A 23156-nucleotide genomic window follows, 5' to 3' on the forward strand; every position below is an offset into this window, starting at 1 on the left:
GAGGCGCCCGAGCTTCTTCAAGACGCCAGCTGCGGCAGCCAATGAGCATCGGCGAAGAAGCGGCGTCAGGCCGCCGAAAACCGGCGAGCTGTGGGCACCACTGGAGGGCTTGTAACCAGAAACGGCAGGGGAAACCGGAGCTGACGGGAAGGTCCGTCAGCTGCCCTTGAGGGCTCGCAACTCAGCGGAGTAGGGCAACTTCCGACCGGCCGAGCGGGTCGTCGTCAGCCCGGGAGGGGGGTGCGGGAAGCGAGCCAAAAGCAGGCTGTCACCTTCGCATTGAGGGTAGCCCTTGTATGACGGCGACCTCCTCGAACAGCCCCTGCCCGACGACCTGCACCAAGATCAGCGCATCGCGCAACAACAACATGGAAGGGCCAGCCGGCCTCTATACGGCCCGGATTGATGTGCTGGGGCGCTCGCCGAGGAGAGTTCGGACGGTTTCGGCTTCGTGGGATCCACGCTCTTCGTAGATGGACAGCGCCTCGCGCCAGCAGGCACGGGCTCGGTCGAGCTCACCGATTCCGTCGAGCGCACGCCCCAGGACGGTCAGGATGTTGGCGCGCCACCAGTCACCAGCGATGTTCTGGGTCACCGAAAGCGACTGCTCTGCCGCGAAGGCTGCATCCCCCGTTCTGTCGGCAGCAAGGTGCACCTCTGCGATTCGAAAGAGGGTCACCCCTTCCCAGAAGCGTTGCCGACCGCTCCTGAAAACGTCGAGTGCCTTGTGGAAGAAGCCGAGTGCCTCACCGAGCGAGCCCGCTTGGGTCAGAGCGAGGCCGAGGGCGTAGCGTGCGTTGGCGCCGCGCGATGCGAGTCCGAGGCGGTCGTAGATTTCGATCGCTTCCGTGGCGAGTTGCACAGCACCATCTACTCGGCCGGTGAGCAACCGCAGCCGGGAGAGATTGCACAGCACGCCGGCAATGCCGGGTTGGTTGTTGTCGGCCCGGAAGCTGTTGATGGCCTGGCGGAGGTATGCCTCCGCCTCGACGTAACGGCCTTCGCTGGAGGCGACGATTGCTCGTTCATTCGGTGCATTGCCCGCGGCCCACGGGTCGTTGACCGCCTCGCACAGCAGCATTGCCTGCCTGGCTTCCTCCTCCGCTGCCGCGAATTGCCCTGCGATGGTGTGTACCTTGCACAGGAGCGTCCGCACGCGTACTTCCACAAGCTGGTCGCCGGCACGAGCGGCGGCATCACGTACCGCCGTGGCAGCGGACTCAAACCGCCTGGAACTGACGCCAGACTCTGCGAGGTCCGTGGCCGCCACCAGCAGGTCGGCCGCTCTGCGGAGCAGGCCGGCCGCGGTTGCCTGCTGAACACACGCGAGCAAGCACTCGGCTTCGGCATGGAGCCAGTCGAATGCTGACCGGTACTCCGTGAAGGTGAGCCCGGCACCGTCGGCCACCTCCAGGTGTGCCACGGTCGTGTCGCCTGGTCGCTCAATCGCGTACACGCCCGCAGCGGTCGCCAGGTAGAAGTCAAGCAACCGCGAGAGCGGCGCGTGCGGGTCGCCCGGTTGCTCCTCGTCGCGCCCAGCGCACGCGCGCGCATACAGCCGCACAAGGTCGTGGTAGCGGTACCGTCCCGGCGCCGCCGAATCCAGCAGGGATGCGTCAACCAAGGACTCCAGGATGTCCTCGGCATCCTGCATTGACAGCTCAAGAACAGCTGCCGCTGCCGCGAGTGAGAAGTCGGAGCCGTCGGCGAGACTCAGCAACCTGAAGGCACGGGCTTGAGCGGGCCTCAACTGGCTGTAACCCAGCTCGAAAGTGGCCTTGACCGCGAGATCGCCGGCCTGGAGCTCATCCAACCTTCGCCGCTCGTTGGCCAGTTTGGAAGCCAAGGTGGAGACCGTCCAGGTACGGCGGACAGCTAGGCGCGAGGCGGCGATACGGATGGCCAGTGGCAGAAAGCCGCAGGCGGCGATGACAGCGAGGACGGCATCCTGCTCGTCGGCGACTCGATCTTCACCAACGATCTTGGCGAAGAGTTGCCGCGCGTGCTCCGGCGACATGATGTCCAGGTCCACGAGGTGTGCGACGCTCAGGTCGACCATACGCGTCCGGCTCGTGATCAGCGTGGCGCTCCCTGGCGTGCCAGGCAAGAGGGGGCGCACCTGGTGCGCATCGCGGGCGTTGTCCAGCAGGACGAGGACGCGGCGGCCGTCCAAGGCGGACCGGTACAGAGCCGCGCGCGAATCCAAGCTGTCTGGGATTGCGCCGCTCTGCACTCCAAGCGCCTGAAGGAATTCGCCCAGCACATAATGCGGATCGGCCGGCTGGGTGCCTGCTCCCCGTAGGTCGAAATAGAGCTGCCCGTCCGGGAATTCGCTCCGGATGCCATGGGCGACGCGTACGGCCAGTGTGGTCTTGCCGACGCCGGCAATCCCTGCGACGGCGGATACCGCCATGACGTTGCCCCTGGCCGTGGACAGATGCTGGGCGAGTTTCTCGACCAGGAGTTCGGAGCCGGTGTAGTCGGCGATGGCTGCCGGCAGCTGGGCAGGTCGGACCGTTACCGATGGCTCGGCCAGTGGAACGGTGGTATGCGTCTGCGTGTCCGGTTTCGGTGAGCCCGTACCTGCCAGGCTCGCTTCAGCATGCAGGATGCGCTGTTGGATCTCATACAGCTCACCGCTCGGGTCGACACCGAGTTCGTCCGCGAGCAGTCGACGAACATCGCCGTACACGGCTAGTGCTTCGCCCTGGCGACCGTTGCGGTAGAGCGCGATCATCAGAAGTCCACGCAGCCGCTCGCGCAATGGGTGCGCGGCGGTCAGGGCAGTGAGCTCGGAGATTGCCTCGGAGTGGCGGCCGAGTTCGAGGTCCAGGTCGAGGCGGGTCTCCAGGAGCTGGAGTTGCCACTCCGCCAGCCGGGTGCGCTGCAACTCGGCGTATGGGCCGGCGACTCCAGTCAGCGGCTCGCCCTCCCAGAGTGCCAGTGCGTGGTTGATGAGGTCCCGGGCCCCGCTGAGGTCGCCACTGCTACGGGCTTTTTCCGCTTCGGCGGCGTATCGCTCGGCGAGCTTGAGGTCGAGCGCATCGTCGGGGATCCGCATTGCGTACCCGCCAGACTCACTGACCAGACATTCAGAGTCTGGGCCGAGCGCCTTGCGCAGCCGGGAGGCGTACGTGCGCATGCCCGCCAATGCAGCGTGCGGTGGTTCCTCACCCCAGAGGGCGTCGAGCAGTTCGGATGCGCTAGCCGTGCGGCCGCCGCGGAGCAGGAGTGCCGCGAGCAAGGCTCGCTGCTGCGGGGAGCCGACCGCCAGCGGCTGATCACCGCGCCAGGCCCTCACCGGCCCAAGTACGGCGAAGCGCAGGCGTGGATCGAACGCCCGTTCCTGTCTCATCGCTCCCTCCCTCGGCCACGGTAGCAAGGCATCTATCAAACGTATACCGATCGTCTATGCGGAGCTGGAAGCATCAGCGAGGCAGCGTTCCGAGACTTGCCCAGTCCGGAGGCAGCTCAGGAGGGGATCCCCGGGACTGGCATCCCGGGGCCCCGCCTCACAATCTCCCTCAACTCTGGTGCGGCAGACGCCGTTTCGGCTACCGTCATGCCCATCGGCATGCTGCCGCGAGTGGTCCGGGCCCTCCATGCCAAGGGCCGTTGACGGAACCCTTGCTTCTGCGTGCCGTGAATTCCGGACTGGGCACGGTCGCAAGGAGAGAACACTGTTATGCATGTGATGAGTCCAACTGCGTGGCTCACAGCCGGGGTCATCGTGACCTTGGCCTACTTCGTACTCATCGGGTACCTCACCAAGGCCCTGAGGTCAACTCAGCGGCTCCCCGTAGTGATTGCGGCGATGACGGGGCTCATTGGAGCCCTTCCTGCCATCCTCTATGCGCTCTATCACGCGCTCAATCTAACCGCCTGAAGGTCTCACTGTGAAGCTTTCCCGGGGGTAGAGCCGTATGCCCCCGGGAAAGCCGAGTAGCGGTGCTGCCAGGGCTTGAGCGTCCTGGTGGCTTTGGGTGTACCCGGCGATTCCCCGCCAGGGTTCCATGGCACGCAGATCGGCGGCAGGTCTGGCTTCAGGGAACGCGGGATCGGCGGCAAGGCTCGGTTCGTCAGTGCGGCCTTCGAAGGTGTCCCGGCGTAATGGCGGGCTGTGCCCTGCACCCCCCGGGGATCACCGCTTGGTCGGGGGGACCACCGTGCGCAGCGCATGCCACGTTTTCGCCCCTAGCTTCCCGTCAGGCGGCAGACCTCCCTTTGTCTGCAGGGATACGATGGCCCGATCGGTGTTCGCGCCGTACCTGCCGTCGACACCCGCGGTGCCGAGTTCGTACCCGAGGCGCTGGAGCAGACACTGCGCCTCGGCGACCTCCCTCCCGTGCGAGCCGGGCGCGAGCAGGGCATCCTGCGTGTCACTGTTGCCTGCGTACCAGAGTCCGTCGTGCTGCCGGAAGCGGCACCTGTACGGCGGCACGTATCGGACGTCGAAGGTGCTCCAACCGGTACGCCGGCCGGTGGCTTGGTCTGTCACCCGCACCCGGTACGTCCCGCGAAGGTCCGTACTGGAACAGGGCCAGGCCAGCTTCAGCGACCCGTCGCTGTTGACCGTCCCCGTGGTAAAGACATTCTGAAGCGTGCTGCCGTCCGGCGCGATGACCTCGTCCGTGTACCCGCCACCCGGGGTGAAGCCGCTGGACCGATTGATCAGTCTCTGGTCGGCTCGCGTGCACGTACCGACAATCTCCAAGTGCAGCGGATCGGGCCTTCCCATCCACCAGGCGGTTGCCGCTGCGGTGACGCAGACCACGCTGGAGCCGATCAAGACCTTGCGATTCCTCCACACCGGGGCCACGAACGGCAGCGGAGGACGCAGCCCAGCCCTGTCCAGCGCGGCCAGGCTCGCCTCGTCCTCGACTTGGTCCGCCCACCGGTCGGCACGCCTGATCGTGAGACTCCCCAGCCCCTCCGGCCTGTGGTGCGCGGTGATCAGGCCGATGATCCGGCCGTGCGCCCACACCGCCGCGCCGGACATACCCTCCCAGGGGGAGCGCCACGGATCCGGATCCCGTTCCGGTTCCTGAACCCGGAGTTCCAGGACGCCCTCCCTGCGCCCCGTGAGGAGTGCGATCCCACCGCGCGCGTGGAAGGAGTCGCGGTATACGCCCCGTGCGTCCTGACGTCTCTTGAACAGCGGGAAGCCCAGAGCACTGCATCTCAGGCCCGCGTCCCCTTCCCGCACTGCGCCGAACACGGCGGGCCTGATCCGCCCCAGAGCCTTCGGAGTTGTGCTCAGGGCCAAGATCGCGACATCGATGTTCCCGTCGGACCAGGCAACCTCGGCCTCTCCGTCCCACAGGACGGATCCGTCCTTCTCCGAGCGGACGCGGATCTGCTGGGCACCCGCCACCACATGGGCCGCGGTGAGGACGGTGTCCGCGCGCACTAAGTATCCCGAGCCACGCCGACCGGTCCCATCGTGACGGACGACGATGATTTCGGCGACCCGTTCCGCCTGCAGGCCCCTCACGGACGGCCGTTTCGGTGTAATGAGCGGGTCGAGTCACTGTTCACTGGCATCGCGTGCCTCTCGCGAAAACAGGTGCTTCCGACTGGTAGTACTCCGCTGGGTCGGCTAGTACTCCGCTGGGTCGGCCGTCCCACGGCCCGGGGGGCCCGTCTGCGCGCTCACCGTTCGCCGGGCAGGTTCCCGCCGGAGATCAACGGCGCCGCGCCGGGACGGCCAGAACGCCGGGGAACCAGTTCCAGCTTGATCCGCTGGGCGCTGTTCGAGGCCGCTGTGACCTCGGAGCCCACCTCCACGACCCAGAACCGGACCTTGCCGCTGGGTTTGGCCTCCCTGTCCACCGCGACGGTCAGTTCGAGCTCCACCCTTTTGCGTGCCGCGGGGCAGCGTGATCCGCAGGTCCTAGCTGATCTCGCTGATGTCGCGGATTCCGAGGGATACATCTTGATCGCCCGTGCCCGCCACGCGGCGATCAGCGGCTCACAAAGGTGACTGCGTCATAGCACCAGGATCTTGTTGTTCCTGGTGCTATGACGGGGGTCTGCTGCTGATGCTCGTGACGTGCGAGGCCGCCTCCAGCGCTTCTCGGAGTCGCAGGCCCGAAGTCGAACGCCCGTGATATGCAGTCACCGCCGCCAGCGGCAATGACGACTGGCGGTCAACGGCCAGCTGGTTATCCCCGCCCACAACCTGGCCCGGCATCGCGTCACGGCCCCGGTCCTCACGAACGCCCCCTTCCCGGATTAGGGGCGAACCCAACTCCCCCTTCTAGCATGCAAGTACGTGGAAAGGTGAGCACTACGAGGTCAGCGCAATTGGCTAGTCTGCGGACGCGGATGAGGGTGCAGGCGATGCTGGTGAAGATGAGGAATTGCTCGGCCCCCGCAGCACAGCTGCCCGCACCCTTCAGACGGCTACCTGCTCTTCGCGCACGGGCGCTGGTGAGGGCCGGTGCCCGGCTGTTCCGGCGAGGTCGGTACGGCAACTTCCGGCCTCTTTTGTACGTGTCCGTGCCAATATGCTGGTGTGAGGTCTACTCTGCTGCCTGCTCTGCCGCGCTGGGTGGCGGAGTGTGACCCGGGTTGCTCCGGGGCTGGGGGAACATCATGCGTGATCGAGGGATGTTCGCGGCTGCCGCAGCTCTGACGACCGCCGGAACGGCACACGGTGGCACGGCCATACCCCGCGTCGTCGATGTGACGCCGGCGTCGCAGATCCCGACGGTGGACAGCCACCTCAAGGGCGCCGTGCCCCATCAGGTATATCGGGTCACGAAGACCAACGCCGACCGTGATGAATGTCTGGACAGGGACACCGACACGATCCCGGCGAACGAGGCGAAGCTTCAGTTGTGGGCGTGCAGCGGCTGGACCATTCAGAACGGGACGTTTCACTGAGGGGCTTGTGAGCCGGCAATTTCAATTCCGCGCCGTTCGTGCGTGGGGTAGCCCGGAGCCCCGGACACCGCAGCCGGGATGGTTGCGTGCTGCTGACCGGCAGCCCGCGAGGCCTTACTAATCTCCAAGTGGAAAGTGGAGTTGACCCATGTCCATACGACGTGCTCTGCTCGTGCTCGTCACCGCCGCGCTGACGATGCCGGTCATCGCTCTGGCCGGCGCGCCGGCGCAGGCCGCGGGTTTCAACACGATCAGTATCTGGAACTCGAGCCACTGCCTCGACAATGCCACCGAGAACGCCGCGAAGCTTCAGATGTGGAACTGCACTGGTGGGCCTGAGCAGAAGTGGCTCGCGGAGTTCCTCCCGGGCAGCATGTACCGCTTCGTCAATCAGAACACGGGACGGTGCATTACCGGGCCGACCGCCGTGCACACGGGTCTCTGGATGGACGAATGCAGCCTCCTCCCCGACACCCAGAAGTGGCGTGTCTTCTACGAGGAGCCCAGGGGCCTGTTCAAGGTGTGGCAGAACGTGTCCAACGGACTGTGCATGACGACCAGCAGTGTGGCCAACGGCACCCAGCCGCAGACAACCACCTGCAACCCCTCCGCCGCCTATGAAAGGTGGCACTAGGTTCCGCTCTCCGACCTCGATCGGAGAGACAGAACGTTGACGTGGCGTCTGCTCAGCTCTTATGTGCCGTTACCAGAGCGAAGGACAGGAACCTTCCGCCGTCTGTGGTGAGCATGTCGATGACAGGCTGGTTCGCGCTCTGGCCGTTGCGGCGGTGTTCAGCGCCTGCCCAGGCCCAAAGCAGCCAGTCCCGCCAGGCACCTTGCTGCAGCCGCGTGGACGTGCGGCGATGTCCCCTCCGCCGGCGGGGTGGTCCAGCAGCTCCTGCAGCACGGGGGTGGGGGTTGCGCCAGTCGCGGTGAGGTGCCACATGCGGTTCGAGACGGGCGTCTCGTACGCGGCCATGACCCAGGCGCTCTCGTGGGCGGGAGCGTCGTGGATGCGCTCGATGCGCAGGGTCTGGGATCCGTGGATGGCGTGGGTGGTGCCGTCTGGCCAGGGCTCTTGCCGAGAGTCCTTCCGTCTCAGCATCCTTCCGGATGCGTCGGTAAGGATCTCTATCTTGTCGATCTTCTTGGGAGGCGAGGAGGCCGGCCAGGCCCAGGCGAAGACCTGGGGAATCTCCCGCGATGACGCCGGGGGAGCCCTTGAAGCAGGAAGCCCCGCCAACTCCCGTGAACTCCTGGGAACTTCACCCACTCGCCAGTAGCATCCGGCCGGCCAGTAGCACGCCGCCCCAGCAGCCATCCTCGAAAGGGTCTCCTGCATGCGCTTGACCTCCCGCGTCGCGCCCGCCGCCCTCGCCGTGGCCGCCCTCCTGCTCGGCGTCCTCCCCACGCAGGCCCAGGCACACCCCGACCGGGCCCCTGACCGCGCCCCCGGCCGCGCCCCAGACCGGGTCACGGTCGGTGACCGCACCTTCATTGCCGACAGCCAAGGCCGCGCGCTCCAGTGGCGCGGCTTCAACCTCGCCGACAAGAACAGCCGAGGCACCAACGCGTTCGCCGACATCCACGAGAGCGACCTCAAAGACATGGCCGCCCGGGGCTTCAACCTCGCGCGCCTCGCGTTCTTCTGGGACGACCTCGAACCCGCCCCCGGGCACTACGACCGCGGCTACCTCACCAAGATGCGCCGCATCCTCGACTGGGCCAACCGCTACCACATCAAGGTCATCCTCGACGCCCACCAGGACGTGTACGGCCCCCACTTCGGCTCCCGCGGCGTCCCCGACTGGGCCACCCGCGACGAGGGGTTACCGTTCGAGCCGAAACCCGACGACTGGTTCTCTGAGTACTTCGAGCCATCCGTACAGAGCGCCTTTGACCACCTGTACAAGGACGCCGACCTCCGCGCCGCGCACGCGCGCATGTGGATGACGGTCGCCTCCGCCCTGGGCCGGCACCCGGCGCTGCTCGGCTACGACCTGATGAATGAGCCGTTCGCGAAGTTCCTCGAAGGCGAAGACCTCCCCGCCGCCGCGGCCCGCTTCGAGGCCACCGAGCTCACCGAGCTGTGGAACCGCCTTGCCCGGGCGATCCGCCTGGTCGACCACAGGTCGTGGGTATTCGTCGAACCGACCGTCATCGTCGGTGTCGGCGTCCCGACCCAGATGGGCCACATCGACGACCCGCACGCCGGCTACGCGCCGCACTTCTACGAGACCGCGATGGAAACCGGCGCCGACTACGACCCCAACGGCACCTTCATCCCCGCCTACGAGGCCGCGATCAGCGACTACCCGACCCGTCACCGCATGCCGGTGATCGTGGGGGAGTGGGGCGGCAACCCCTACGTTCCGCACGCAAGCCAGTTCGTCACCGACATGACGGCCTCCCTGGACCGCTTCTCCAGTGGCTGGACGTGGTGGCAGTGGTGCCGGGGCGGCGGCTACTGCTTCCTCGACCAGACGGGCGCCGCGAAGCCCAACGCCCAGCTGCTCGTCCAGCCGTACGCGCGGGCCGTCGCGGGCGACCCGCTCACGTTCGCGTACGACCCGGCTACCCGCACCTACACGCTCACCTTCCGCACCCGCGACAACGCAGAGGGGCCCACCCGGATCACCGTGCCCAGGGACACGTACCCAGGCGGCTACCGCGTCGATATTCAAGGAAACAAGGCCAGTTGGGACGACCACGGCCAGACCGTCACCGTGAGCACCCACGGCAGGGCCGGAGCCACCTACAGGGTCACGATCAGCCCGAGGTAGCCCACCCGATTCGCTCGGGGGCTGTGGCCCGCGGCCCCCGCATCAACCGAAGAAGCCGTGAACCCGTGCCTCCCCCTGGCGCACCGCTCCGCGCAGGTCGTCCGGTCCGTGGACGAGACCGGTCGGACCGTCGTCCACCTCGCTGAGGGGAGGGACACGGACACACAGCTCGGCCATCTGTCGCCCGACGTCGCCGTCGAGTTGGCGTGGCAGTCGCCCGTCCAAGCGCCCCCGCGCCGCCCCGTCGCACCGCCAGCCGCAAGGAGAACCGCAACCTAGCCTTTGGCGGTGCCTCTGTACCCCGAGCACCTGCTCGACCCGTCCACCTCGGCCACGGCCCAGACCGCGTACTGGGTCGGTTTCGGCGGCCAGTGGGCCCAGTTCACGACGGACGAACTCGGCGAGCCCCGCCGGAATGTTCCGGCGGGGTCCCGGTACTCCTGGGAAGATGTGATGCTCTGCTGTTTTTGCGGCCCGGTCGATGTGGGAGCGCAGATACGAGTCTCATGGGAGGACCACCTCCGCCTGTGCAGTGAGCACGCCTTCCACGTGCCCTTGAGGTCCCGTAGTTCCGATTCGCCAGTTCCGATTCGCCTCGCTTGCGCGGGGAGGACGCGTACGTCGCCGTCCACGACGAATGGGCCGACGGTTCACCTCCGCCTGCGCGGAGAGGGCACGCAACGCCGTGCGCATCGATGAGGTATCCCCGGGTCGACCCGGCGGTGCCGGCGCTTCGTATGCTCGCGGTGCGGGGAACCGGAAGCTGACCACCTTCGGAGGCGAACGACCATGTCGGAACAGCGTGTTGTCCTGGTGACGGGCGGCGGAACGGGAATCGGGGCCGCCACCGCCCGGCTGCTGTGCACGGCCGGGCACCAGGTGGTGATCTCCGGGCGGCGGCTCGAGCCACTGCGCCGGGTGGCTGAGGAGACCGGGGCGCTGGCCCACCCTTCCGACGCCGCCGACCCCGAGGCTGTGCGCGAGCTCGTGGAGACGACGGTGACGGCCTACGGGAGACTCGACGGTGTGGTGCTCAATGCCGGAATCGGGCGGGGCGGAGCGGTCGGCGACACCGCGGTCGAGGACTGGGAAGAACTGATACGGACCAACCTCACCGGCCCGTTCCTGCTGCTGCGTGCCGCGCTGCCGCATCTGCTGGAGGCCCGCGGAGCAGTGGTTGCGGTCGCCTCGGTCGCCGCGCTCCGCAACAGCGTCGGCAACGCCGCCTATGCAACGTCCAAGGCGGGTTTGCTCCACCTCTGTCGCTCCCTCGCTGTCGACTACGGGCCGCAGGGGTTGCGGGCCAACGCGGTGTGCCCGGGCTGGGTGCGTACGGAGATGGCTGACCAGCGGATGGCGCGGTTCGCGGCGGAGGCGGGGCTGGTGGGCGGTGCCGAGGCGGCGTACGAGGAGGCGAACCGGCTGACTCCCGCCAGGCGGCCGGGTGATCCGGAAGAGGTCGCCGAGGCGATCGACTGGTTGCTGTCGCCCGCCGCGTCCTACATCAACGGGGCCGTCCTCACCGTCGACGGTGGGGTGACCACGGTCGGCGTCGGCGGTGCCGCCTTCGACCACCGCATCGAGGCACGCACCCCGCGCCTGTAGTCTATCCGGCGGGTGACGAGCTTTGGCTCCAGAACCGTTGTCGGACCTGCTCGATAGCCTCTCGGCATGTCTGAGCAGCCTTTTGTCCCCGACAATTTTGTCGTTCCCCTGAGTCTTGCTGCCGACGGGTTCCGCTTGGAGCCCCTCGGGCCGCAACACAACGACGCCGACCATGCCGCCTGGATGTCGAGTATCGAGCACATCCGTGCCACCCCCGGCTTCTACGAGCGTGGGTGGCCGCCTCCTGCGGGATTGAGCCTGGCCGAGAACCTGCGTGACCTGAAACGCCATGCGAACGACTTCGAGAAGCGGGCCGGCTTCACGTACACGGTTCTCAACGACGTTGGAGAGGTGATCGGCTGCGTCTACATCTACCCGTCGCGCTCGGACGAGCGCGTGACGGATGTCCGCTCGTGGGTGCGTGCGGACCGTGGTGAAGTGGACGGTCCACTGCACAAGACCGTGGCGGCCTGGCTGGCATCGGACTGGCCGTTCGGGGAGGTTCGATACCGGTCAGGCGCGTAGCCAGATGAGGCGTGCGGCGGGGACGCCCGAGCCCCGCGCGTGGAACACGGACCTTATCCATGACCGGCTCGAACTGGGTGCAGTCCGCCCGCTGCCCCGGCGTGATGAGCAAGGACAACGGGCGGCAGCGGCCCTCCGCAACAACATGGATCTTGGTAGTCAGTCCCCCGCGGGAGCGGCCGAGAGCTTCGCCTGCCGCACCGCCTCTCCAGTAGGAGCCGCAGGGTGATGTGCGCGTGCACGTGAACTGATCTTCGTGGCGCCCCTTTTGAGGATCCGGGCGGGACGGGCGGTGGGTTCTTGGGTGCTCCGGCGGCGTGCTGGTGGGCTCTCACGGAGGTGGAGTCGACGTTCACGTCCCTCGGCCAGCGCACGTCCTGGTACTGGACGGGAGGAGCACCCGCCTGGCTGGCCTACGCCCTCATCGCTGTGGGATGGCTCCTGACAACGGCGGTACTCGCCGGGATCACGCGCACCCTGAACAGGAACTGACCCTCTTCTGCGGTCACTTCGTCGAGCCGAGACGTCTGTGTCCACCGCGTCCGGCAGCGGCAGCAGCGGCCTGTGATCGGGTCGGGCCTGCGGGTCCCCGGTCGTGAGGAGTTCCTCCAGCGCGTTCGTAAAGTACCTGATGGCCGCTGTGATGCCGCGTCCGGTGTACGACGAGGGCGCGGGAGTCGTCAACAGCGAACGGCCGCTCATCACAATCCCGCGTCCCACCTGCGCTTGTCCGTGACCTCCTTACCCCTCCGGACGAATGACGCCCGCACGCGAACACTCTCCGGCAGGCCGGAAACCACCGATCGCATTCTTTTTCCTTTCCTTTTCATCTGGTTGACAATGTGAAGAACTCCGGGGTTTCTGCCGATATTTCACGTGTCATTGGCTTCTTCGCTAGCGTGGCCGGTGTGACTCGACAGAGGAATTCTCAGACGGGGCTATCGCACGGGTTACGGCCCTGGCGGACCGCCCTGCTCAAGTCGGCAGCCGTCGCGTTCGCCTCCACGCTCATCGCCCTCACCGTCCAGGCATCGCCGGCTCTCGCCGACGATCCAACGATCTGCGGCCACAAGGTCGGCGGTGAGATCCTGAAGAAATATCAGGAAGGGGAGATTGCCAAGAAGCTGGGCTGCCCGGCAACGGATGAACTGACCAACCCAGACGGTCAGGGCAAACGCCAGCAGTTCGACGGCGGCACCCTCTACTGGCACCCCACCCTCTCCCACGGCGCACACCCGGTGTGGGGGAAGATCGGCCAACTGTGGGCCGACTACGGCTGGGAGACCGGGGCGTTCGGATACCCGACGTCCGACGAGGGCTGGGACCAGGAGTACAAGTCGTGGTACCAGCGCTTCTCGACCAATAACCTGACCCTCTTCTGGAGTTCCGGAAACGGCGTAGAGGGATGCAAAGGGGAATGCGTCGGCTATTCCGGCATCACAGGAACCGACCTGTTCAAGGAAACCCGGGTCGAAATTCCCGTAGGGACCCAGAACGTCGTCGTCCGCGCGTTCCCCACTACAAGGGGCACCGTTCAAGCCCGCGTGGATCCCGCCGGAGCCTGGAAAGAGATGTGGAGCCTGGCGCCCTACCCGCACGGGGTGTCGAAAACGGAGAACAGCTCCCTGTACAAGCAGTTCGTCTGCCACGCCGTTTACGACGTGCCCACAGGTGGGGGTGACGGGACGAGCGGCATCTCCTGGGACCTCGAATCCTGGCACGCGGACGTTTCCTGGGCGAGGGTTCTGAACCCTCTCCGCAACGACGCGTGCGACTGGAAGTGACCGGCTAGCGCAAGTGGGGGCCGGCAGACACGCCGTCCGGCCCCCTAACTCGTGTTGTCGGCGGAGCGCTCAGGCGGGTCTGGCGGTCAGGCCGGTCTCGCCCGGCTGTTCGGCTGAGCCTCGGACAGCGCAGGCTGCTGGCACGAACTCCAGACACCTCGCGGGCTTCCGGCAGGCGACTCGGCCCTGGAGCGTATCGGCCGGGGGGGGCGGGTCACATACGCCAACTCGGCCCAGCACTTCTGCGGTTTTCGTGGACCTTTATGGCATGGGCATAACATCGTGGATGCCATTTCCTGTCAAATCGAACTGTTCGAGTGCATTGTGTGTCATTATTGCTTCTAATGGTTGTGTGCGAGAAAGAGGTGAATTGTGAGCGCGAGCGAAAAGGCGAAGGCGAAGGCCGAGCAGGTTAAAGGCACGGTGAAGAAGGAAGCCGGTCGATCCGTCGGCAACGAGGGCATGATCGCCAAAGGTCAAGCGAAGCAGAGTAAGGGTGCTGCCCGAGAGGCCAAGGAGAAGGTGAAGGACACTTTCAAGAACAGAGGGTGATTACGTGGGACGGTAGGTCACGTTCCGGAACTTGTGTTCCCGCCCGAATCTCGCAATACCGGCATCCCCGCATCATGGGGTGCCGAGCGACTGGTGGAACGTGCATGCCCGAGGGGGAGCTGGCGCGCAGCTCGCGGGCGAATGCGTCAGAATCCGTCGTCGGCGGCGGCCGATCCAGCGGCGCAGCCGTGTGCACGTCCGGGCGGGGATGCCGCGGGCGATCTGAGCCGCCGTCGTCGCTGTCGACCGAGGATCGTGCTCAGCTGATGGCGCCGGAGCTAGGTCAGCAGCCGCAGCATCAGCAGCACGAAGACGGTCAGTGCGGGGATGGTGGCGGGTCACCACCAGCCCTGCGTCCAGCGTTTGGTGCCGCGTGGGGAGCACCTGGCCGGGGCGGTCCAGGACCAGCCGGCAGTATGAGGTGCCGTTCCGCGGGCATGTCGAGTCCGCCGAGCTGCAGCACACCGGCCAGGCCGAGCAAGCACCTGGTTGACCGTTCCGCGGACCGTGCGCATTGCTCGGCCACCTCTTCTTCGGGCGCCGGACGTCCACGGTCAGGCGGAGTTCGTGGGCCAGGCCCAGCTTCCGGCGGCACCTGCCGATCGAGGCTCGAGGTCGGCGCGGACCTCGTCCGGTTCGCGGAAGTGCGAGACGGCGTGCTCCTCTGCCTTACGGCGGCTGATGGCCACTCGTACGGAGCTGGACACCGGCCCCTGACACGGCCCCACGGTCGTGCAGCACCAGCGCGGCGGCCGTACGGTCCAGCAGCGGGGGAGTGCAGCCGCTCGACCTCCACGACGACCTCGGGCGCGGTCATGCTCGCCAACGCCGTCACCCGCTCGGTGACCTGACGGCGTACCAGCTGGCACCGTCCGTCGATGTCGGAGGAGGAGTAGCCCAGCGCCACGGCGATCCACACCAGCGCCCCGCGGTGCGCCAGTGGTTGGTGGACCCCTTGTGCGGCACGCTCAACCATCCCGTCGGCAACATGCGCGCCGCCTACGTCACCGATGGCGGTGATCTGGCCGGGAGCGTGCACTTCGTCGCCGGTATCGCTCTGTGCCGGGCCGCCGGCTGTGTCGTCACCGGAGTCGACGGCGCTCCGGTCGGGCAGACGGGCAGCGGGCTCGTAGTGGCCTCGGGCGCCGAGACCCACGGGCTGCTGTTGTCGATGATCCGCGGTCGAGGCTAGTAGGCAAATCCCGTCAGGAACGGGCTGACCAAGAACATCGGCACCCACAATCCGGTCAAGACCAGCTACCACGAGTTCGCCGGGATGCCCGCGACATCCGCCGGGCCCGTACCTGGCGCGGCAAGGCCGGTTATCTGTTCGGCCCGCCGGATGGCGCGAGGTGAAAGCCGCAGTCTGGCTTGGCGAAACCACCATTCCGGCATCCGGGGCCGTCAACCCGGCATTCGTACCTGGGGCAGACGGCAGGAGCGGCGAGTCCGTGCCGGCGGACCAGGAGAGAAAGGAAGCGGTGCCGGCCTCACGTCCGGCCGCCGCTCCACCTGGACCCCGCCGCGGGGGCCAGGTGGACTCATCGTGCAGCGACAGTAGACGGACTGTTCACGTACCGGGCCGGGCCCCTGTGGGGCGCCTGGTCAGGCGCACGTCATCGGCGATCGTGATGCGAAAGCCCCGTGAACACCCTGGAGTTCTACGAGTGCCTCGGACGCACCCGAACCGTTCGTCGGGGTGCGCGTCGGCACCGAGGGCGATACCTGGGGAGATGCGCGCCTGAGTGTGTGGGGGCAAGGTGGGAATAGGGGGCCACTGCCGCCAAGAGGCGCTGCGGGGCATCTGGGGAGTCTCGCGCTGCTGCGGGGCATCTGGGGAGTCTCGCGCTGGGGCCGCGTGGTGCGTGAGCGGCGCGATCCTACGAACCTGACATGAGGCCATTCATGGAAACCGATACAAAAGTCACTCTGGCTGCCGCGCTCGCGGCTGGATATGTACTGGGCCGGACCAAGAAGGGCAAGCTCGCCATCGGAGTCGCCTCGATGGTTGCCGGTCAGGCGCTGAGCCCGCAGGAGCTGATCGGCCAAGGGTTGCGCAAGCTAGCTGCCACTCCCCAGGCCGCACAGCTCATCGACCAGGTTCGTGGTGAGCTCTTGGAGTCCGGTCGCACCGCGCTGTCTGCGACAGCCGACCGCAGCTTCGGGGCACTTGCTGACGCCCTGCAGAAGCGCACCAGCGCCCTACAGGAACCCCCGGCAGACGAGGAGGAGCCGGCGGAGGAGGACGAGGAGGAGCTGGCCGAGGACGAGGAAGAACCGGCTGAGGACGAGGAAGAACCGGCCGAGTACGAAGAGGAAGAGGAAGAGGGCGAAGCGGAGAAGCCCTCACGGCGGCGAACGAGGCAGCCTTCGGCGAGCCCGTCCCGCACAAGGAAGTCCTCGGGGAAGAAGGCTCCGGCGAAGAAGGCTGCGTCCGGTAAGCCGGCGGCGAAGAAGACAGCCGCCAAGAAGACAGCCGCAAAGAAGACGGCCGACAAGAAGACAGCAGCCAAGAAGACATCCCGCCGCACCAGTCGCAGGAGGTAAGCGATGGCCGCGAAGGAGGACGGCACCACTCCGGACAATGTTTCCGGCCTCGACATGCTCAAGGAGCAGCTGGCCGGGTTTGCCGAAGCGCAGGGCCAGAGACTGGTGGACAAGGCCGGAGAAAAGATCAGTGACCTTGCACAGGGGCTGGGCGACGTGGGCGACGGGAACAGCACCCTGCTGAACGTCGGGAAGCGGGTTCTCGGCGGAGGCGAGTCACCTGTAAAGGCTTTCCTCAGCGAGAAGGCCGGTGACCTCAAGGACAAGGCAGTCGACACCGTGAAAGGGTTCTTCGGTGGTGGCGGCAAGGCCGGGGACAAGAAGGTCACCAACATCGTCGAGATGATCGACATCGGTATGCCCGTGCGTACTGTGTATGACCGATGGACCCAACTTGAGGAGTTCAGCAGCTTCACCAAGGGCGTCAAGAGTGTCTCGCAGTCGGACGAGATCGAGAGCGACTGGAAGTTGAAAGTGGCGTTCTCCAGCCGCAGCTGGAAGGCGACCGTACAAGAGCAGGTTCCCGATGAGCGGATCGTGTGGAACTCCGAAGGGGGCAAGGGCACCACACGCGGTGCCATCAGCTTCCATGAACTGACCCCGGACCTCACGCGCATTGTCGCTGTGGTCGAGTACTACCCCTCCGGCTTCTTCGAGAAGACAGGCAACATCTGGCGCGCTCAGGGACGGCGTCTGCGCCTGGACCTCAAGCACTTCCAGCGGTACGTCACGCTCACCGACAACGAGGACCTCGAAGGCTGGCGCGGCGAGATCCGCGACGGCGAAGTTGTCCGAACGCACGAAGAGGGACTTGAAGACGACGAAGACCAAGGCGCCGAAGGCGAAGAAGACGAAGAGGTCGAAGACGAAGAAGACGCCGAGGGCCTGGAAGACGAGCCCGAAGAGGACGAGCCCGAAGAGGGCGACGAAGATGCTGAATACGATGAGGGATACGAGGGCGGCGAGGAAGAAGAATAGGATGCGCCGAAGGGAAACGCACGTCGGTGCAGCTGCGGATGCAACTTTATGTCCGCCCGTCGGTAGCTCGCCGCGGACAGCACGATATGGGCGAGGGGGAAGCCAACCGTTCCATGACGGGCGGCGGTGGGTGTGAGCATTCACCCCGTGGGCACCTCGTACGCCTGACAGAGAGGCCGGCATGAGTATGCGGACGAGGTCTGAAGCTGGGCCTCAGATGCGCGACTGCGGCGGAGCCGAGCCCTCGATCAGGCGTCCCGGCACTCCTCCGCTGCGATGGGCGCGGCACGGTTCTTCCCAGAGGTGGCAGTCATGGCATCACTGACCGAGCGGAAGGCGTACCACGAGACAGGTCATGAAGGCTCTGTACGAGGCCACTGAGGGCAACCGCCTGCTGGCTTTCACCGGGACCGAGCTGGCGCAAGATCGCGCGGTCCCGGCAGAGGATCTGGCTGCAGCCTGCACGTATCTGGGGGGCGAGGGCCTGATCACGTCGACTGGGCCGCGGGCAAGACGCCGGCCATGGTCACGCTGACGCACCAGGGTATTCGGCGCATGGAGGCTGAAGAAGAGCGCGGTTGACGCCATGCTCCGGCGGCGTCCGAACCCTTCGGCTGCGAGCGGAGGCCCGGAGAACAACCCATCCGGCCGTGAGCGCGGTTCCTCCGCGGCGGGTACTGGTGAACCATGGCTGGCACCTTCACCACCCGCACGATCACCACCGGCGCCACTGAGACCATGCACGACCTGACGAACGCATGCTCCGCGTTCCTCCGGGAGGTCGCTCATGGGCGAAACGGGCTGCTGAATGTCTTTACCGCCCACGCGACGTCCGGCCTGGCCGTCATCGAGACCGGCGCGGGCAGTGACGATGACCTGCTGGCGGCGCTTCGCGACATTCTTCCCGCGGACGGTCGTTGGCAGGACCGCCACGGCGGTCCAGGCCACGGCAGGGGCCACGTGCTCCCGGCTCTCGTCCCGCCACACGCCACGCTGCCCGTGGTCGATGGCGCGCTGGTGCTGGGGACCTCGCAGTCCGTCGTACTGGTGAACACCGACCGGGACGGCGCCGAACGCCAGGTCCGGCTGTCCTTCCTCGGCTGACCGGACGACGCGCGCGGTCCTGCGGCTGACAGCCCCGTCGGCAGCCGATCTCGCACGAGAGTGTCCGGCCGCCGGCACGGGAGGCGCTCCCTCCTTCGCAATTCTCGGGCCGCCTGCTCCAAGGTCTCCGGCGCCTCCATTCGCTCGCTCCGGATCGGTCCGGCGAGCCTTACCAGGAGTAAGCTGGAACTACCGAGGGCACTTCGTACACCAGCCTCCACGCTCGTGTCGTTTTCGGCGATTCACGACACCGGGCCGGTGTGGTGGGCCCGGGGCAAGGTCCGCGTCATGACCACGACCATTCCGTATACGCCGGCGGTCGAAGACCGGGCCTCTTCGCTGCCCCTGCGACTCATGCTGGCGCCGGCCGGCACCGCTCCGGCTCTGCTCGACGGTGCGTGGTGGCCCCGCTCCCGTGACCTCACGGCGGAGCTTCCCGCTCTGACCGCGGTCCTCGACCCGCTGTGGGGGCGGATCACTCACGTCACGGTGAATCCCACGTTCTGGCCGGTCATCCCACGGAAGGTGCCCGTCGCCGGGCATGTGGTGGGCGTCGGCTGGTTCAACGCGGAGCAAGATCCCCACAAGCTGCTGCTGCTCTCCTACGGCGTCGGCCGTTGGGACCTGCTGGTCATCCCCCCGGAGACCAGCCCGACCACCGCCGCCCGGCTCATGACAGAGGCCGCCGATCCGCTGGGCACCCTCACCGCGAGTGCCCTGATGAACGAAGCGGAGCAACGCCGGATCGCGGAGGAGATGGAACTGTCCCTGGTCTCGGTCTGGGACTCCGAAGGCGGCCATGGAGCAGGCCTGCCGACCACTCGCTCCACCGCCTGAGCAGTCACCGCTCAGGTTCCAGATACGACGAAAGGTGTCTGAGCGTCGTGTCGGTCATCGCGAGCGAGACGTCGATCCCGCAGCCCGCTTCGGAGGAAAGCCCCAGGTCAACAGCCTGGGGTTTATCTCTTGTCCGGACCTTCCACGGCACGCCGTTCAGCCAGGTGCCCTGGAGGAACCTGACACGCCGCCACTGGCTCAATGAGCCCTTTGGCCCGGTTGGCTGGGTCACGCTGTCCGAGTTGATCACGGTGGTTTCAGGAGGCCGTGTGCACAAGTCGCATGAGGGGGTCTGCCAGTGGGGCCTTGTGCGGCCGGTGGCCGCCGCGCAGGGCGTGAACTTGTGCTCCGGATCCTCACCGAGTGGGGCAGCCGAAGGGCCGCAACGGACTCGAACATTCCGACCCTGGAGCGCAGCAGGGCCTCGTTGCTCCCCGCCTGCGCTCAGCCGTTCGCGGGCCGGCTCGCCTTCCCCTGACCTCATCCAGACCCGCGCCCGTGCTACCGGGCCAAGCCACCGCAGTCGAACGCCAGGCCGCCCGGTGACTGACCCGTTGGAGACGGCCGGTCCAGCGGATGACGGCGCAATGAGGCTGCTTGTGAAAGGGCATGGGTATGGCGGCAGGTAAGCGGCCGGCGGACACGGGCGCGGTGGACCGGTCGGAAGGGTTCGGCGAGCGACTGCTGGGGGTGCTACTGGACCGGGCGCACGAGATGCCGCCGCAGTTGATCGCCCCGCTGATCGCGGAAGAGATGGCGAGGCTCGGCGGCCGTAACGTCTCGATCCTCCTCCAGGACTATGCGCAGCTGCTGCTGGTGCCCCTGCCAGGCAGGCGGCTGACCGTCGGCCGGCCCGAGCTGATCAGTGACTCGCACGCGGGCACGGCCTTCCTGCACGGAGGCCCTGTCGAGGTACCGCAGGAGGACGGCGTTCGGATGTATCTGCCGTTGCTGGACGGCAGCGACCAGGTGGGCGTGCTGGCCCTCACCCTGGACACCGTCGATGACGACGACCGGCGCCTGTTGCGCAGATTCGCCGGCCTCGTCGCCGACATGCTGGTCACCAAGCACAGCTACACCGACCAGTTCTTCCTCGCCCGGCGCCGCGAACCGATGAGCCTGGCCGCGGAGATCCAGTGGTCCCTGCTACCGCCGCTGGCGATGTCCGTCCCACAGGTCGCAGTGGCGGGAATCCTGGAACCCGCCTACAGCGTCGCCGGCGACAGCTTCGACTACGCCCTCAACGAGGACATTCTGCACGTGGCCATGGTCGATGCGATGGGCCACGGCCTGGATGCCGCCACCATGGCAACCGTCGCCATCGGCGCGTATCGGCACGCCAGACGCGCCGAAATCGGCCTGTCCGAGATCTACGCGTTCATGGACCGGGCCATCGCCGAGCAATTCGGGCCCGACCACTTCGTCACCGCGCAGATGATGCGCCTCAACGTCGCAACGGGCCAGCTGCAGTGGGTCAACGCGGGCCACCCCGCACCGCTGCTGATCCGCAACCGGCAGGTCGTCCGGCAACTGCAGAGCCCGACCACCTTGCCGGTCGGCTTCGGTGGTGAAGAGCCCCAGATCAGCGAGCAGCTGCTCCAACGCGGCGACCGGGTGCTGTGCTTCACCGACGGCCTGATCGAGGAGCACGAAGCCGGCGAAGAACAGTTCGGCGAGGAACAACTCATCCACTGGGTCAACCGCATCGAGCACACAGAGAAGGAAGTGCGGGCGGTGGTGCGCTCGCTCTCCCACACCCTGAAACAGGAGCGGGGCGGGAGCACCAGTGACGATGCGACCCTCTTCCTGATCGAGTGGCGCGGGGGCGCCGCCGACCACCTCGCCGTCCTGGAGTGAGCCGACAGCCGCACCACCGTGCGGCGAGCGGGCCGAGTCCGTTGCCGAGGGCACGAATCGGATTCGGGACGCCGTTTGGCCCTGCTCAGCGTGCGGTGGCCGGGGCGGTGATCACACTTGACCTATGGCAGAGCAATCGCGGACACGGACTTCGTCGACGGCTACCCGCAAGCGGAAGGCGCCTGCGGTGAGGCCGGGAGACGCCGCGCGTGGTGCGGCCGAGGTGTTGCAAAGCCTGATCAGACATCGTGTCGAGGGGGTGTCGGCCGTCCGGCGCACCGAGGACGGCTGGTGTGTCGAGGCGGAAGTCCTTGAGCTGCCACGCATTCCCGACACCACGAGCCTGCTCGCCACCTACGAGGTGAAGCTCGACGAGCAGGGCGAGCTGCTGGAGTACCTCCGCACCCGTCGTTATCGCCGAGGCTCGGCCGACGAGTGAGCGCACGGTCCTCATGCGATGAAAGGACGTCAACAGATGGCCGCCACGAGCACGTATTCCGGCTTTGCCGGCGAGGTAGTCCCCTGCCCGCCACGAGCCGGCACGTTGTACGACGTGCTGGAGCTCATCCTGGACCGGGGCATGGTGATCGACGTGTTCATCCGTGTGTCGCTGGTCGGTATCGAGATCCTCAAGATCGATGCCCGCATCGTCGTCGCCAGCGTCGACACCTATCTACGTTTCGCCGAGGCATGTAACCGCCTTGACCTGGAGCGGGATTCGGGAAGTGTCACCGTTCCCGAGCTGTTCAGCGGCCAAGCCGCCAAGAGCATCGGAAAGAGCAAGGTCAAGAAGGCGGCCAAATCCGTCGGCGACACCGTTCGCACTGCGGTGGGGGCGGGCGACGACACGGACGAGGATTCCGAGGAGGAATCGCAGCCGAGGCGCCGGCGGGCCCCCGCCCGATCCGGAGCGGCCTCCCGCCGGCGCAGCTCCGAGGAGGACTGACCGGTGACCCACGACGGCGTCTACGTCTACGGGATTGTCCGGGCGGCGCATCCGGTGCCCACGGCTCTGCACGGGGTGGGGAATCCGCCAGAGGCGGTGACGACGATCGAGGAAGGGCGGCTCGCCGCGGTCGTCAGCCCCGCCCCAGCGCAGCTGCGCGCCCGCCGCCGTGACCTTCTGGCGCACCAGGAGCTGTTGCTGAGGCTGGCCGAGCAGGGGCCGCTGCTCCCCATGCGCTTCGGCATGGTCGCCCCCGACGCGGTGGCCGTTCGCCGGCAGCTGGCGGATGCCGAGGACCGCCACCTGGCCGTCCTGGAACGGGTCGCGGACCGAGTCGAGGTCAACCTCAAGGCGATGCCGGCCAACGACTCCCTCGCGGCCCTGGTCAAGGACGACCGCACCGTCCGCGAACTGCGCGAGGCGGTACGCCGTCGACCGACCTACGAGGCGAACGTCCGCCTGGGAGAGGCCGTGGCGGCGGCGCTGTCGCGCCGGGCCGCCGAAGCGGGGCGCGACGCTGTGAGGGAGCTGCGCCGTGCGGCTCATGCGGTCGCCGCCGGGCCAGAGGTCTCCGGATGCGTGATGAATGTGTCGTTCCTGGTCAACCGGGATGACTGCGACGGATTCATGGACCAGGTGCGCCAGCTGGCCCAGCGCCATCGCGACCGGGTGGACCTGAGGGTCGCCGGCCCCCTCCCGTGCTACAGCTTCATGGAGCCCGAGCACGCCGCCGAACGCACCGGTGTATGA

Annotated in this window: 22 protein-coding genes and 2 pseudogenes; 18 read left to right on the forward strand and 6 right to left on the reverse strand. The window is 67.1% G+C overall.

Annotated elements, in window-relative coordinates:
* Positions 1–388: 388 nt before the first annotated feature.
* The 3 genes from AB0G84_RS06330 to AB0G84_RS06340 all read right to left on the reverse strand — a co-directional run bounded on the left by AB0G84_RS06330 (position 389) and on the right by AB0G84_RS06340 (position 5856).
* Entirely contained in the window at positions 389–3355 is a 2967-nt protein-coding gene (locus tag AB0G84_RS06330) for a BTAD domain-containing putative transcriptional regulator (RefSeq protein WP_361316233.1), read from the reverse strand.
* Between the two features lie 786 nt (positions 3356–4141).
* Entirely contained in the window at positions 4142–5494 is a 1353-nt protein-coding gene (locus tag AB0G84_RS06335) for a peptidoglycan-binding protein (RefSeq protein ID WP_361316235.1), read from the reverse strand.
* A gap of 158 nt (positions 5495–5652) precedes the next feature.
* The gene (locus tag AB0G84_RS06340; protein ID WP_361316238.1) at positions 5653–5856 is read right to left on the reverse strand and encodes a trypco2 family protein; all 204 of its coding nucleotides are present in this window, start codon (positions 5854–5856) and stop codon (positions 5653–5655) included.
* A gap of 756 nt (positions 5857–6612) precedes the next feature.
* Between AB0G84_RS06340 and AB0G84_RS06345 the strand changes: the two genes are divergently transcribed.
* Together AB0G84_RS06345 and AB0G84_RS06350 are read left to right on the forward strand one after the other, a co-directional pair.
* A complete protein-coding gene (locus AB0G84_RS06345) occupies positions 6613–6888 on the forward strand; it encodes a hypothetical protein (RefSeq protein ID WP_361316240.1) in 276 nt (91 codons plus the stop codon).
* Between the two features lie 148 nt (positions 6889–7036).
* A complete protein-coding gene (locus tag AB0G84_RS06350) occupies positions 7037–7522 on the forward strand; it encodes an RICIN domain-containing protein (RefSeq protein WP_361316243.1) in 486 nt (161 codons plus the stop codon).
* Positions 7523–7591: 69 nt separating this feature from the next.
* Here AB0G84_RS06350 and AB0G84_RS06355 read toward each other — a convergent pair whose 3' ends face one another.
* Positions 7592–8230 carry a DUF317 domain-containing protein gene (locus tag AB0G84_RS06355; RefSeq protein WP_361316246.1) on the reverse strand — a complete coding sequence of 213 codons (639 nt, stop codon included), beginning with the start codon at positions 8228–8230 and terminating at the stop codon, positions 7592–7594.
* Here AB0G84_RS06355 and AB0G84_RS06360 point away from each other — a divergent pair.
* From AB0G84_RS06360 to AB0G84_RS06375, 4 genes are all read left to right on the forward strand, one after another.
* Positions 8229–9671, forward strand: a complete 1443-nt coding sequence (locus tag AB0G84_RS06360; RefSeq protein ID WP_361316248.1) for a cellulase family glycosylhydrolase — start codon at positions 8229–8231, stop codon at positions 9669–9671. The two genes, AB0G84_RS06355 and AB0G84_RS06360, sit on opposite strands and share 2 nt — an antisense overlap.
* Before the next feature lie 21 nt (positions 9672–9692).
* The gene (locus tag AB0G84_RS06365) at positions 9693–9950 is read left to right on the forward strand and encodes a hypothetical protein (RefSeq protein WP_361316838.1); all 258 of its coding nucleotides are present in this window, start codon (positions 9693–9695) and stop codon (positions 9948–9950) included.
* Positions 9951–10460: 510 nt separating this feature from the next.
* Complete coding sequence (locus tag AB0G84_RS06370; RefSeq protein ID WP_361316251.1) at positions 10461–11276, forward strand: SDR family oxidoreductase; 816 nt, start codon at positions 10461–10463, stop codon at positions 11274–11276.
* Positions 11277–11342: 66 nt separating this feature from the next.
* The gene (locus AB0G84_RS06375; protein WP_361316254.1) at positions 11343–11801 is read left to right on the forward strand and encodes an N-acetyltransferase; all 459 of its coding nucleotides are present in this window, start codon (positions 11343–11345) and stop codon (positions 11799–11801) included.
* Between the two features lie 16 nt (positions 11802–11817).
* Here AB0G84_RS06375 and AB0G84_RS06380 read toward each other — a convergent pair.
* A pseudogene (locus AB0G84_RS06380) lies at positions 11818–11988 on the reverse strand (IS5/IS1182 family transposase); the annotation flags it as partial.
* Positions 11989–12709: 721 nt separating this feature from the next.
* Here AB0G84_RS06380 and AB0G84_RS06385 point away from each other — a divergent pair.
* The 8 genes and pseudogenes from AB0G84_RS06385 (at position 12710) to AB0G84_RS06420 (ending at position 19603) form a co-directional block, all read left to right on the forward strand.
* On the forward strand, positions 12710–13585 hold the full coding sequence (locus AB0G84_RS06385; protein ID WP_361316257.1) for a hypothetical protein: 876 nt from the start codon (positions 12710–12712) through the stop codon (positions 13583–13585).
* Positions 13586–13957: 372 nt separating this feature from the next.
* Positions 13958–14137: a CsbD family protein gene (locus AB0G84_RS06390; RefSeq protein WP_361316259.1), complete on the forward strand. Its 180-nt coding sequence runs from the start codon at positions 13958–13960 to the stop codon at positions 14135–14137.
* A 775-nt stretch (positions 14138–14912) separates the two neighbouring features.
* Positions 14913–15329 (forward strand): hypothetical protein, encoded by a 417-nt coding sequence (locus AB0G84_RS06395; protein ID WP_361316262.1) that lies wholly within the window; start codon positions 14913–14915, stop codon positions 15327–15329.
* 713 nt (positions 15330–16042) lie between these two features.
* Positions 16043–16684, forward strand: a complete 642-nt coding sequence (locus AB0G84_RS06400; RefSeq protein ID WP_361316265.1) for a hypothetical protein — start codon at positions 16043–16045, stop codon at positions 16682–16684.
* Between the two features lie 3 nt (positions 16685–16687).
* Positions 16688–17662: an SRPBCC family protein gene (locus AB0G84_RS06405; RefSeq protein WP_361316267.1), complete on the forward strand. Its 975-nt coding sequence runs from the start codon at positions 16688–16690 to the stop codon at positions 17660–17662.
* Between the two features lie 312 nt (positions 17663–17974).
* Positions 17975–18244: pseudogene (locus tag AB0G84_RS06410) on the forward strand (hypothetical protein).
* Between the two features lie 105 nt (positions 18245–18349).
* Positions 18350–18766, forward strand: a complete 417-nt coding sequence (locus tag AB0G84_RS06415; protein ID WP_361316269.1) for a YjbQ family protein — start codon at positions 18350–18352, stop codon at positions 18764–18766.
* Positions 18767–19054: 288 nt separating this feature from the next.
* A complete protein-coding gene (locus AB0G84_RS06420; protein ID WP_361316272.1) occupies positions 19055–19603 on the forward strand; it encodes a DUF5994 family protein in 549 nt (182 codons plus the stop codon).
* 4 nt (positions 19604–19607) lie between these two features.
* Here AB0G84_RS06420 and AB0G84_RS06425 read toward each other — a convergent pair whose 3' ends face one another.
* The gene (locus AB0G84_RS06425) at positions 19608–19853 is read right to left on the reverse strand and encodes a hypothetical protein (protein WP_361316274.1); all 246 of its coding nucleotides are present in this window, start codon (positions 19851–19853) and stop codon (positions 19608–19610) included.
* Positions 19854–20218: 365 nt separating this feature from the next.
* Between AB0G84_RS06425 and AB0G84_RS06430 the strand changes: the two genes are divergently transcribed.
* The 4 genes from AB0G84_RS06430 to AB0G84_RS06445 all read left to right on the forward strand — a co-directional run bounded on the left by AB0G84_RS06430 (position 20219) and on the right by AB0G84_RS06445 (position 23156).
* On the forward strand, positions 20219–21460 hold the full coding sequence (locus tag AB0G84_RS06430) for a PP2C family protein-serine/threonine phosphatase (protein WP_361316276.1): 1242 nt from the start codon (positions 20219–20221) through the stop codon (positions 21458–21460).
* Between the two features lie 124 nt (positions 21461–21584).
* A complete protein-coding gene (locus AB0G84_RS06435; protein ID WP_361316278.1) occupies positions 21585–21899 on the forward strand; it encodes a gas vesicle protein in 315 nt (104 codons plus the stop codon).
* 36 nt (positions 21900–21935) lie between these two features.
* A complete protein-coding gene (gvpJ, locus tag AB0G84_RS06440; protein ID WP_327152990.1) occupies positions 21936–22406 on the forward strand; it encodes a gas vesicle protein GvpJ in 471 nt (156 codons plus the stop codon).
* A 3-nt stretch (positions 22407–22409) separates the two neighbouring features.
* A complete protein-coding gene (locus AB0G84_RS06445; protein WP_361316280.1) occupies positions 22410–23156 on the forward strand; it encodes a GvpL/GvpF family gas vesicle protein in 747 nt (248 codons plus the stop codon).

Source organism: Streptomyces sp. NPDC020742, assembly GCF_040641675.1.
GTDB lineage: Bacteria > Actinomycetota > Actinomycetes > Streptomycetales > Streptomycetaceae > Streptomyces.

What these genes read in the sequence shown, in the direction of transcription:
- AB0G84_RS06330 (WP_361316233.1), bottom strand. Translation starts at nt 3,355, where the DNA reads ATGAGACAGGAACGGGCGTTCGATCCACGCCTGCGCTTCGCCGTACTT.
- AB0G84_RS06405 (WP_361316267.1), top strand. Translation starts at nt 16,688, where the DNA reads ATGGCCGCGAAGGAGGACGGCACCACTCCGGACAATGTTTCCGGCCTC.
- AB0G84_RS06435 (WP_361316278.1), top strand. Translation starts at nt 21,585, where the DNA reads ATGGCAGAGCAATCGCGGACACGGACTTCGTCGACGGCTACCCGCAAG.
- gvpJ (WP_327152990.1), top strand. Translation starts at nt 21,936, where the DNA reads ATGGCCGCCACGAGCACGTATTCCGGCTTTGCCGGCGAGGTAGTCCCC.
- AB0G84_RS06370 (WP_361316251.1), top strand. Translation starts at nt 10,461, where the DNA reads ATGTCGGAACAGCGTGTTGTCCTGGTGACGGGCGGCGGAACGGGAATC.
- AB0G84_RS06360 (WP_361316248.1), top strand. Translation starts at nt 8,229, where the DNA reads ATGCGCTTGACCTCCCGCGTCGCGCCCGCCGCCCTCGCCGTGGCCGCC.
- AB0G84_RS06355 (WP_361316246.1), bottom strand. Translation starts at nt 8,230, where the DNA reads ATGCAGGAGACCCTTTCGAGGATGGCTGCTGGGGCGGCGTGCTACTGG.
- AB0G84_RS06350 (WP_361316243.1), top strand. Translation starts at nt 7,037, where the DNA reads ATGTCCATACGACGTGCTCTGCTCGTGCTCGTCACCGCCGCGCTGACG.
- AB0G84_RS06420 (WP_361316272.1), top strand. Translation starts at nt 19,055, where the DNA reads ATGACCACGACCATTCCGTATACGCCGGCGGTCGAAGACCGGGCCTCT.
- AB0G84_RS06400 (WP_361316265.1), top strand. Translation starts at nt 16,043, where the DNA reads ATGGAAACCGATACAAAAGTCACTCTGGCTGCCGCGCTCGCGGCTGGA.
- AB0G84_RS06375 (WP_361316254.1), top strand. Translation starts at nt 11,343, where the DNA reads ATGTCTGAGCAGCCTTTTGTCCCCGACAATTTTGTCGTTCCCCTGAGT.
- AB0G84_RS06430 (WP_361316276.1), top strand. Translation starts at nt 20,219, where the DNA reads ATGGCGGCAGGTAAGCGGCCGGCGGACACGGGCGCGGTGGACCGGTCG.
- AB0G84_RS06345 (WP_361316240.1), top strand. Translation starts at nt 6,613, where the DNA reads ATGTTCGCGGCTGCCGCAGCTCTGACGACCGCCGGAACGGCACACGGT.
- AB0G84_RS06415 (WP_361316269.1), top strand. Translation starts at nt 18,350, where the DNA reads ATGGCTGGCACCTTCACCACCCGCACGATCACCACCGGCGCCACTGAG.